Origin of the sequence: Pantoea sp. ACRSC (assembly GCF_022346785.1) — a bacterium.
Classification (GTDB): domain Bacteria; phylum Pseudomonadota; class Gammaproteobacteria; order Enterobacterales; family Enterobacteriaceae; genus Pantoea; species Pantoea alvi.
In genome coordinates, this window is the sequence record NZ_JAKRNN010000043.1 from 1 (window position 1) to 9,254 (window position 9,254).

The following is a 9,254-nucleotide window of genomic DNA, read 5'->3' on the forward strand; positions in this document are numbered from 1 at the left end:
AGTTTTTTAAGTGACGTAAAATCGTGTTGAGGCCAACGCCCATAATGCGGGCGGTTGCCCGGCATCCAGCGCCATTCATGGCCATATCAATGATTTTCTGGTGCGTACCGGGTTGAGAGGCTGTGTATGTGAACTGTAACTGCCATGTTTTACGGCAGTGAGAGCAGAGATAGCGCTGATGTCCGGCAGTACTTTTACCGTTACGCACCACCCCGTCTGTAGCTGAACAGGAGGGACAGCTGATAGAAACAGAAGCCACTGGAGCACCTCAAAAACACCATCATACACTAAATCAGTAAGTTGGCAGCATCACCTGATCAACGGTATTGCTTTCCAGACCAACATTCTGGCGCTGAACGCGGCGGTGGAAGCAGCGCGCGCCGGCGAGCAGGGCCGCGGCTTTGCGGTGGTGGCAGGCGAAGTGCGCAGTCTGGCACAGCGCAGCGCCACGGCGGCACGCGAAATTGAAACGCTGATCAATGAAGCGGGGCAGAAGGTCGATAATGGCTCGCGGCTGGTCAGCAGCGCCGGGCAGGCGATGGATGACATCGTGCGCTCCGTCTCTCAGGTGAGCGGCATCATGAACGAGATCGCCAGCGCCTCCGAAGAGCAGAGCCGCGGCATCCTGCAGATCGGCCAGGCGATGACCGAGATGGATACCACCACGCAGCAGAACGCCGCGCTGGTTGAAGAGTCCTCCGCTGCCGCCTCGTCGCTGGAAGATCAGGCGCGACAGCTGGAACAGACGGTGGCCGTGTTTAAAACCGCGCAGCGCGGCTTTGAGCGCAGTCCGGCGGTCAGCGCGCCGCGTCCGCGCGTGCTGACGCCGACGCCGGCCGCGGCGACCGCCTCACAGGGGGGCTGGGAACAGTTCTGAGCCTCAGGCGTGAGCAGATAAGATAAAAAACCCGGCCTCTCCGCCGGGTTTTCTGTTTTTATGGCCTCGCCTTAGTCGTTGGCTACCGCCTTCGCCAGCGCGTCAGGCTCCATCGGCGCCGCCGCCTGCACCAGCGAATCGCGGGTAATTTCCGCGATCGAGCGCGCGCCGGTCAGCGTCATCGCCACGCGTATCTCTTTTTCAAACAGGTTCAGCAGATTGCTGACGCCCGCCTCGCCCGCCGCCGCCAGCGCATAGAGAAACGCGCGGCCCAGCAGCACGGTATCCGCGCCCAGCGCGATCATGCGCACCACATCCAGCCCGCTGCGTACGCCGCCGTCCGCCAGGATCGCCAGTTCGCCCTTTACCGCGTCGGCGATGGCGGGCAGCGCGCGCGCCGAGGAGAGTACGCCGTCCAGCTGGCGGCCGCCATGGTTCGATACCACGATACCGTCCGCGCCGAAACGTACCGCGTCGCACGCATCCTCCGGGTCAAGGATGCCTTTGATGATCATCGGCCCCTTCCAGAAATCGCGGATCCACTCCAGGTCGCTCCACGAGATCGAAGGGTCAAAGTTATTGCCCAGCCAGCCAATGTAATCCTCCAGGTGGGTCGGCTCGCCGCGGTAGGCGGAGATATTGCCAAGATCGTGCGGGCGGCCATGAATGCCGACATCCCAGGCCCATTGCGGATAGAGCGCCGATTGCAGATAGCGGCGCATCGCCGCGTTCGGGCCGCTCATACCGGAGTGCGCATCGCGATAGCGCGCGCCCGGCACCGGCATATCGACGGTAAACACCAGCGTCGAGCAGCCCGCCGCCTGCGCCCGCTCCAGCACGTTGCGCATAAAGCCGCGATCGCGCAGCACATAGAGCTGGAACCACATCGGGCGCTGCATCGCCGGGGCGACCTCTTCAATCGGGCAGAGCGACACGGTGGAGAGCGTAAAAGGAATGCCCTTTTTATCCGCCGCGCGCGCCGCCTGTACCTCGCCCCGACGCGCATACATGCCGCACAGGCCGACGGGCGCCAGCGCCACCGGCATCGATAGCGTCTCGCCGAACAGCTGCGTTTCCAGGCTCAGCGAGGACATATTGCGCAGAATGCGCTGGCGCAGCGCGATTTGCGCCAGATCGTCGCTGTTGCGTTTCAGGGTGTACTCGTCATAAGCGCCGCCGTCGGCGTAGTGAAACAGAAACGGCGGCACTTTGGCTTTCGCTGCGGCTCGGTAATCTTTTGCTGATGAGATAATCACGGTAGTCCTCGCTTACGCTTTACTGTCCGGAATGCGCATACTGCGCGCCCGTCGCGCCTCTTCCTCATGCAGGTTGCGCATGGTGGCGTCAACAAATTCAAGGTGGTGGATAGTGACGCTGCGCGCCCGTTCGGCATCGCCGGCGATAATCGCCTGACAGATCGCCTGATGCTGCACCGCCAGCTGCTGGAAAATCTCCGGCGCGGTGTACATCCGCTGACGGCTCTGCATCACCGACGACTGCAGCAGATCGAACAGACCGCGCATCGCCTGCAGCAGCACCAGGTTGTGGGCGGCCTCGGCGATCGCCAGATGAAAGCGCACGTCGGAGTGGGCAGCCAGGTCGGGATCGTCGCGATCGCTGACCTGCAGCATCATCTGATAGCAGCGCTCGATATGCGCTTTGTCTTCCGGCGTGGCGCGGCGCGCGGCGTGCCACGCCGTGCTGGATTCAATGGCGATGCGCGCTTCCAGCACGTCGTAGCGGTAACCGGGGTCGTCCGCCAGCAGGGTGCTGAGCGGCATCACCAGCCGCGACGCCGACCAGTCCGCCGGGCGTTCGGCAATAAAGTTGCCGCCGCCGCGCCGGCTGATCAGTACCCCTTCGCTGATCAGTTTCTGCAGCGCCTCGCGCAGCGACGAACGGGAGACTGTCAGCTGCTGCGCCAGCTGGCGCTCCGCCGGCAGCCGTTCGCCCGGCTGCAGCCGCTGCTCGTCAATAAAAGCCCTCAGGCGTTGCGCCAGGCTCTCCGCCAGGCGTTGTTCTTCATGCATTACGGGATCATCCACGGGAAAACCCAGGCCTGCAGCGAAGTGATAATCCCCACTATGCAGGTGAAAATCAGGCTGTGCTTAACGGTAAAGCGGAACAGGTCGGCCTCTTTGCCGACCAGCCCCACCGCGGCGCAGGCGATAGCGATCGACTGCGGTGAAATCATTTTGCCGGTAACGCCGCCGGTGGTGTTGGCGGCGACCAGCAGCACCTCCGGCACGCCGATCTGCTGCGCGGTGGTCGCCTGCAGGGCGGCGAACAGCGCGTTAGAGGAGGTATCGGAGCCGGTGAGGAATACGCCCAGCCAGCCGAGAAACGGTGAAAAGAAGGTGAAGGCGTTGCCGGTATGGGCCAGTGCCAGCGCCAGCGTGGTAGAGAGGCCCGAATAGTTGGAGATAAAGGCGAACGCCAGCACCGCGCCGATGGAGTAAATCGGCAGCGCCAGCTCGCGCAGGGTTTCGCCAAAGGCGCTTATCGCCTGCGCGGGGCGCATGCGCAGCCAGATCACCGACAGCAGCGCAGCGATAAAAATTGCCGTGCCGGTGGCAGAGAACCAGTCGAGCTTGTAGATAGCGGCGTAAGGCGTGGCGGTGGCGACCACCGGCGGCATCTTGATCACTTGCTGATGCAGGAACGGCACGGCGAAAGAGAAGACCCAGTCATACAGCGCGCCGCCGGGTGCGAACAGCGCCTTAAACGGCGGAATGCTCCACAGGGTGACGGTCAGCGTCAAAAACAGGAACGGCATCCAGGCGCGCATCACCTGCGCCGCGCTGTAGCGCTCGACGCGCTGCGGTTCGCCGCTTTCCTCCTCGCCAGCAAAGCGGAAAATGCGCGCCGGCTTCCAGACGCGCAGGAACAGTGTCAGGCAGAGCAGGGAGACCAGTGCGGAGATCACGTCCGGCAGCTCCGGGCCGAGGAAGTTGGAGGTCAGGTACTGGGCGATAGCGAAAGAGCCGCCGGAGACCACCACTGCAGGCCAGGTCTCTTTCACCCCGCGCCAGCCATCCATGATCGCCATGACCCAGAACAGCACGATCATGGTCAGGAACGGCAACTGGCGCCCCGCCATCTGGCTGATCGCCATTGCATCCACGCCGGTGACCTGGCCGGCGACGATAATCGGAATGCCCATCGCGCCGAAGGCGACCGGCGCGGTGTTCACAATCAGGCAAAGCCCGGCGGCGTAGACTGGCTTAAAGCCCAAACCGACCAGCAGCGCGGCGGTGATCGCCACCGGCGCGCCGAAGCCGGCGGCGCCTTCCAGAAAGGATCCGAAGGCGAAGCCGACGATCAACATCTGCAGGCGTTGATCTTCGGTAATCGACAAAATGGAGTTGCGAATGATGCCAAACTGGCCGGTTTTCACCGTAATTTTATACACGAACACCGCGGCGACGATAATCCAGGCGATAGGCCACAGACCGTAGAAGAAACCGTAAACGGCGGAGGCGAGCGCCTGGTCGATCGGCATACGGTAGAACAGCAGCGCCACCGCCAGCGCGATCAGCACCGTGATGGTGCCGGCGAGATAGCCTTTCATCCGCAGCCGCGTCAGCGCGAAAAAGAAAAAGAGAATGGGAAGCGCCGCAATCAGGCTCGACAGCCAGATATTATCGAGCGGATCGTAAAGTTGCTGCCAGTTTTGCATGATCCTGATTCTCCAGAAGAGTGCCTGCCTGTAAACGGCAGCGGTCGGGGAGCGCCGCAGTCAGACAGCACGCAGCCGCAAGGCTGGTCAGACCAAAAAGCGCGTAAATGTTAAAGAATTGTTTATCTGGTGCGGGGATGAATGCAATCTTTCGCTAAAACTTTCATTTGAGGCTGGAAGATTTGTCACAAACAACAGGTTTTGGTATGACCAATTTCGCGGGCGTGCAGGCGGCAAAGCGTTTAGCGCCGCTGAAGCGGCCAGCGGGCGGTAGCATCAGGAGCGCCATGAGGCCGCGAAGAGCTATTTCGTGGCGTCAGCCGGTTATCGCATGGCGGAGCAGGAGAGCCCCCGCTAACGAAAAAGGGGCGTTAAAGCTCACCATCGCACGGCGGAAGGGGCATTAAGTATTGCCATCGCACAGCGGGAAAGGGGCGTTAAAGACCGCCATCGCACAGCGGGAAAGGAGGGTAAAGACCGCCACCCCAGGGCGGCTAGATAGTAATATCGTAAGCGCGCGTCGAGCCGTTAGAGTCCGATTGCCCGCCAGCAGTATAAAGCCCGGGGGCCGCCGCCGTTTTATCTATCGCGCGGGTTAAATGGCGCGCTCGCTGCAGATGCATCTCCAGCAGCTGGCGGGTTTGCTGGTTCATTTCGCTGGCCCGTTTAATCATCGGCAGCATGACGCTCCACTGTGCGGCCAGCGCAGGCTGCGGCTGATAGGGGGCAAACAGCTGCAGACGATCTTCCTGCTGTTTCCGCTGTTCGTCATGCCAGGCGACAGTCGCCAGCAGGCGGCTTTTCATATCGGAAAGGTGCTGAAGGGAAACCGGATGGATAGTCGCGCCGCTGAGCTGTTTGATCTCTTCGGCCAGCACGCCATCCAGTTCACTGAGCGTTTCCTGCAGCCTGGTTAAGGCGGCCTGTAAACTCTCCATGAGCGCCTCTGTCACCCCTCTTCAAGGATATTTCGCAGCAGCGCGTCGGCGATTTTATCGGCGTCCATCTGTAGTTCGCCGTTGCGCATCGCCTGTTTAATCTTTTCGACGCGCGCGCTATCCACATCCTGGGTAATGACTCCAACTTATTGATAGTGTTTTATGTTCAGATAATGCCCGATGACTTTGTCATGCAGCTCCACCGATTTTGAGAACGACAGCGACTTCCGTCCCAGCCGTGCCAGGTGCTGCCTCAGATTCAGGTTATGCCGCTCAATTCGCTGCGTATATCGCTTGCTGATTACGTGCAGCTTTCCCTTCAGGCGGGATTCATACAGCGGCCAGCCATCCGTCATCCATATCACCACGTCAAAGGGTGACAGCAGGCTCATAAGACGACCCAGCGTCGCCATAGTGCGTTCACCGAATACGTGCGCAACAACCGTCTTCCGGAGCCTGTCATACGCGTAAAACAGCCAGCGCTGGCGCGATTTAGCCCCGACGTAGCCCCACTGTCCGTCCATTTCCGCGCAGACGATGACGTCACTGCCCGGCTGTATGCGCGAGGTTACCGACTGCGGCCTGAGTTTTTTAAGTGACGTAAAATCGTGTTGAGGCCAACGCCCATAATGCGGGCGGTTGCCCGGCATCCAGCGCCATTCATGGCCATATCAATGATTTTCTGGTGCGTACCGGGTTGAGAGGCTGTGTATGTGAACTGTAACTGCCATGTTTTACGGCAGTGAGAGCAGAGATAGCGCTGATGTCCGGCGGTGCTTTTGCCGTTACGCACCACCCCGTCAGTAGCTGAACAGGAGGGACAGGTGATAGAAACAGAAGCCACTGGAGCACCTCAAAAACACCATCATACACTAAATCAGTAAGTTGGCAGCATCACCGCTGTACCGAACCCTGTTGATTTATGCATTGCAGGGCATTTCTCGCGTGTATTACGCCCCCTGTCGCTCTGTCACTGCGTTAGACTGCCTGGTTCCGCTTTATCACGCTTTTCTACGTACCCTTCAATTTACTGCTAAGCGGAGTAGTCGGTTTGGTTCTGAAGTGCACCGTTCTTTCTGACCCCTTCGCGCAATTCCTTCCAATACCGATTACAGATGCAGTGGTTAAGTAAACCTCTCGTTACTTATAATGGAAGGGAATTTCATGTTTACGACACCGTTCTGGCCCGCTGCTGACTCATATCATATCCACATGATGGATATCCCTTTGCCTGCCTCGCTTTCGCCCGCTGCGCTGGATCTTATCCACCAGGCTACGCGTCTTGCAGAGGCAGCCAGTCATATTCACCCGGTTTCCACACGGACCGGGAGTACGCTGCTTCAGTCTGTTGAAGAAAAGCTCAGCATTATTTGTTTCAAGCTTGCTCAGGAATTTGACGATCCGGATACCTGCAAAGCGTTGCAGTTACGTGCAGAAATCCTTTCTGACGCCAGCACAGCAAAAGAGCTTCTCCCGCAGATCGCAGGACTGGATGAACAGGAACTGGTGCAGGGAATAGGTTATATGTCTACATGGGTTGGTAAGTCTCGCACGCAGCATTATTCCGCCTGGTTTGGGTTACCCGATCGCGGGCTGCAGGAAGTTTCGGATGTGGTGGATGAGCTCTTTCCGGACAACCTGAGCTGGCTGCAAAATCATATCGACCAGCGGCTGGTTGCGCTGCCTGGATGCCGCTACAAAATTGTCGACCTGTTTGCCATTGCTGGCGAAGCTAACAGCTATCCCAAGCATTTCGCCTATTTCTTTCCTGAAGATGAAGGGGTGAAATACGCCCCCCAGAAGCGCACCATTGTGTTTGCAAATACCTATCTGAACCTGTTTGAACGCTTTGCCCGGTCCCAGGCTTCCCTGCTTGGCTGGCGGCATGAAGCTATACCGGACAGCGCTCTCTGTGCCCGCCACCTGATCGCCTGGTTCCGCGGTCATGATCTGGGGCATTCCGTTGTCCTTGAAAAGATGATGTTTGGCAAATTAAGTAAACAGGACAGATGGGGATCAATGGTTGTGCAGGAAGCACTGGCCGATGTCTTTGGGCTGCTGATGTGCCTGACAGAGCCTTCCCGGCAGGCCCTACAGCTGAATGAGACGTTGCAGTTAAAAATTTTCCTGCTGGAAATGCTGAGATATTTGCGCCGCGGCCCATGTGATTATCCTGACGCAGGGGCGGCCTATATACAGCTCAAGTGGCTAACTGAACACCAGTGTCTGAACTGGAGTGGGACGCATTATGCGGTGGAACTCAGCGCGGTGAAGCCTGCTCTGACGGCACTGGCAACAGCAATGACACGTTCTGTATTACAGGGTGATACAGAGGCAGCCCTGGCGTTCCTGCAATGCTATTCACCTCACCATCAGCGTGAAGAGGCGGATCTGCTGCTGAACCGGCTGGGTAAAACTGTCGACATGATCGAGTACGACCAGAAGATTAAAGGTTTTACGTTATGATCGAGTTTTCAAATGGTTTTTTACTGAGCCTTTCGCTGTGTCTTGATATCGGAATTGCCAATATCGCCATGATTACCCTTGCCATGCAACGCGGGTATTTTCATGGTTTCTGGCTGGGAATGGGAACCTGTGTGGGTGACCTGGCATATGCATTACTGGCGCTGGCGGGAATGGCCGTACTGCTTCAGTATGAAGCCGTACACTGGATACTGTGGATTGGCGGTGGCGCGATGCTTCTGTGGTTCGCCGGCAAAATGCTGGTGGCCGCTTTCAGGAAGGCTTCAGAGCTTAACGTGAGCGAAACCCATCAGTATCGCCCGCTGCTGCGTGAATTTGGCCGGGGCGTGGTACTTGCCATGTCCTCCCCCACGGCCATTCTGTGGTTTGCGACAGTGGGCGGTGCGCTGATATCCCGGATGGGCCAGCACAGCGTTACGGCAACGTCCTGGTTTCTGAGTGGCTTTTTCATTGCGGGAATGTTCTGGACCTGTGTATTGTGCCTGGTTGGGAGTTTTGGTGGCAAACTGCTTGGTCACCGTCTGCTTAAATATTCCTACATAGCCTCAGCGCTCATATTCAGCTATTTTGCGCTTTACGTGATTGTGTCAGGGTACCGGGAGTTTATGGTGGCCTGATCTGACCTGCGAAGCATAGTGATGGGGTGTTGTCCCCATCACTTTGCGAAACGCATTAATGAAATGGCTCTGATCGTAAAATCCCAGCATTATCGCCGCATCGAGCGGATGCACGTTTCTGCGAAGCAAGTCGCGGGCATGGTGCAGACGAAGCTGCATATGATACTGCAGAGGCGGCATACCCGTATGCCGGGTGAAGAAGCGAACAAGATGATATTTGCTCATCTCCGCCAGCTGCGCGAGCATCTCCAGCTGCGGCTTTACGCTGAGGTGCTCCCGCAAGTACTCAATAACAACGTTGATTTTCTGTTCATCATCCTTCTGAAGTAGAGCTGGCGTCTCAAGCAGCTCACCACAAAGTAAAATCAGTTCCTGCTCCTCATCTGTGCCCTGCTTCAGCCGGGCTGATGTTGCAAAACGGTACAGCGCATCAAACAGGCGAGTGTTATTAATTATGCCTTCTCGCAGAACAGGGGCTTCATGAGCGCTATTGAGATTGCGCTCATCTGCAAGCATTTTTATCACTGTCTGGGGGATGGGCTTTGTTGAATAAATCAGCTTCAGGACGAGTGACTCTGTAGCTGACCGGGTTTTCAGGCAATACGCACGCTTTCTGGCATACCAGCCTTCGTTATTTTATTCAGCGCACGCACCATGCC

Annotated in this window: 10 protein-coding genes and 1 pseudogene; 3 read left to right on the forward strand and 8 right to left on the reverse strand. The window is 58.0% G+C overall.

Going from position 1 to position 9,254, the window contains the following annotated elements:
- Positions 1 to 259 (reverse strand): IS1-like element transposase (locus MHZ97_RS21855; RefSeq protein WP_239315683.1); only part of this gene is annotated, 259 nt, incomplete at its 3' end.
- Positions 260 to 313: 54 nt separating this feature from the next.
- On the opposite strand from MHZ97_RS21855, the pseudogene MHZ97_RS21860 reads away from it, so the two are divergent.
- Positions 314 to 877: pseudogene (locus MHZ97_RS21860) on the forward strand (methyl-accepting chemotaxis protein); the annotation flags it as partial.
- A 71-nt stretch (positions 878 to 948) separates the two neighbouring features.
- Here MHZ97_RS21860 and lldD read toward each other — a convergent pair.
- The 6 genes from lldD to MHZ97_RS21890 form a co-directional block, all read right to left on the reverse strand.
- Positions 949 to 2,133 carry an FMN-dependent L-lactate dehydrogenase LldD gene (gene lldD / locus MHZ97_RS21865; RefSeq protein WP_048786605.1) on the reverse strand — a complete coding sequence of 395 codons (1,185 nt, stop codon included), beginning with the start codon at positions 2,131 to 2,133 and terminating at the stop codon, positions 949 to 951.
- 12 nt (positions 2,134 to 2,145) lie between these two features.
- Positions 2,146 to 2,907 carry a transcriptional regulator LldR gene (gene lldR, locus MHZ97_RS21870; protein WP_048786607.1) on the reverse strand — a complete coding sequence of 254 codons (762 nt, stop codon included), beginning with the start codon at positions 2,905 to 2,907 and terminating at the stop codon, positions 2,146 to 2,148.
- A complete protein-coding gene (gene lldP, locus MHZ97_RS21875; RefSeq protein WP_033755975.1) occupies positions 2,907 to 4,556 on the reverse strand; it encodes an L-lactate permease in 1,650 nt (549 codons plus the stop codon). Before lldP ends, lldR begins: the two co-directional genes overlap by 1 nt.
- A 494-nt stretch (positions 4,557 to 5,050) precedes the next feature.
- Positions 5,051 to 5,494, reverse strand: coding sequence for a flagella synthesis protein FlgN (locus MHZ97_RS21880; protein WP_033755977.1), 444 nt, complete (start codon positions 5,492 to 5,494; stop codon positions 5,051 to 5,053).
- An 11-nt stretch (positions 5,495 to 5,505) separates the two neighbouring features.
- Positions 5,506 to 5,619: a flagellar biosynthesis anti-sigma factor FlgM gene (locus tag MHZ97_RS21885; protein ID WP_374044267.1), complete on the reverse strand. Its 114-nt coding sequence runs from the start codon at positions 5,617 to 5,619 to the stop codon at positions 5,506 to 5,508.
- A 21-nt stretch (positions 5,620 to 5,640) separates the two neighbouring features.
- Positions 5,641 to 6,338 (reverse strand): IS1 family transposase gene (locus tag MHZ97_RS21890; RefSeq protein ID WP_239323847.1). Its coding sequence is split into 2 segments (ribosomal slippage): positions 5,641 to 6,089 and positions 6,089 to 6,338, totalling 699 coding nucleotides; the frame shifts between segments, so codons are not numbered across the junction.
- A gap of 320 nt (positions 6,339 to 6,658) precedes the next feature.
- On the opposite strand from MHZ97_RS21890, the gene MHZ97_RS21895 reads away from it, so the two are divergent.
- Both MHZ97_RS21895 and MHZ97_RS21900 read left to right on the forward strand, forming a co-directional pair.
- Positions 6,659 to 7,960, forward strand: a complete 1,302-nt coding sequence (locus MHZ97_RS21895) for a hypothetical protein (RefSeq protein WP_239315698.1) — start codon at positions 6,659 to 6,661, stop codon at positions 7,958 to 7,960.
- On the forward strand, positions 7,957 to 8,595 hold the full coding sequence (locus MHZ97_RS21900; protein WP_239315697.1) for a LysE family transporter: 639 nt from the start codon (positions 7,957 to 7,959) through the stop codon (positions 8,593 to 8,595). The genes MHZ97_RS21895 and MHZ97_RS21900 overlap by 4 nt, the downstream gene beginning before the upstream one ends.
- Here MHZ97_RS21900 and MHZ97_RS21905 read toward each other — a convergent pair.
- On the reverse strand, positions 8,566 to 9,111 hold the full coding sequence (locus MHZ97_RS21905; RefSeq protein ID WP_239315696.1) for an AraC family transcriptional regulator: 546 nt from the start codon (positions 9,109 to 9,111) through the stop codon (positions 8,566 to 8,568). The genes MHZ97_RS21900 and MHZ97_RS21905 overlap by 30 nt on opposite strands.
- Positions 9,112 to 9,254: the final 143 nt, after the last annotated feature.

Bases quoted from the DNA above. Each gene is read 5' to 3' on its own strand.
- lldR (WP_048786607.1), bottom strand. From the start codon at position 2,907: ATGCATGAAGAACAACGCCTGGCGGAGAGCCTGGCGCAACGCCTGAGG.
- lldP (WP_033755975.1), bottom strand. From the start codon at position 4,556: ATGCAAAACTGGCAGCAACTTTACGATCCGCTCGATAATATCTGGCTG.
- MHZ97_RS21880 (WP_033755977.1), bottom strand. From the start codon at position 5,494: ATGGAGAGTTTACAGGCCGCCTTAACCAGGCTGCAGGAAACGCTCAGT.
- MHZ97_RS21895 (WP_239315698.1), top strand. From the start codon at position 6,659: ATGTTTACGACACCGTTCTGGCCCGCTGCTGACTCATATCATATCCAC.
- MHZ97_RS21900 (WP_239315697.1), top strand. From the start codon at position 7,957: ATGATCGAGTTTTCAAATGGTTTTTTACTGAGCCTTTCGCTGTGTCTT.
- MHZ97_RS21905 (WP_239315696.1), bottom strand. From the start codon at position 9,111: ATGCTTGCAGATGAGCGCAATCTCAATAGCGCTCATGAAGCCCCTGTT.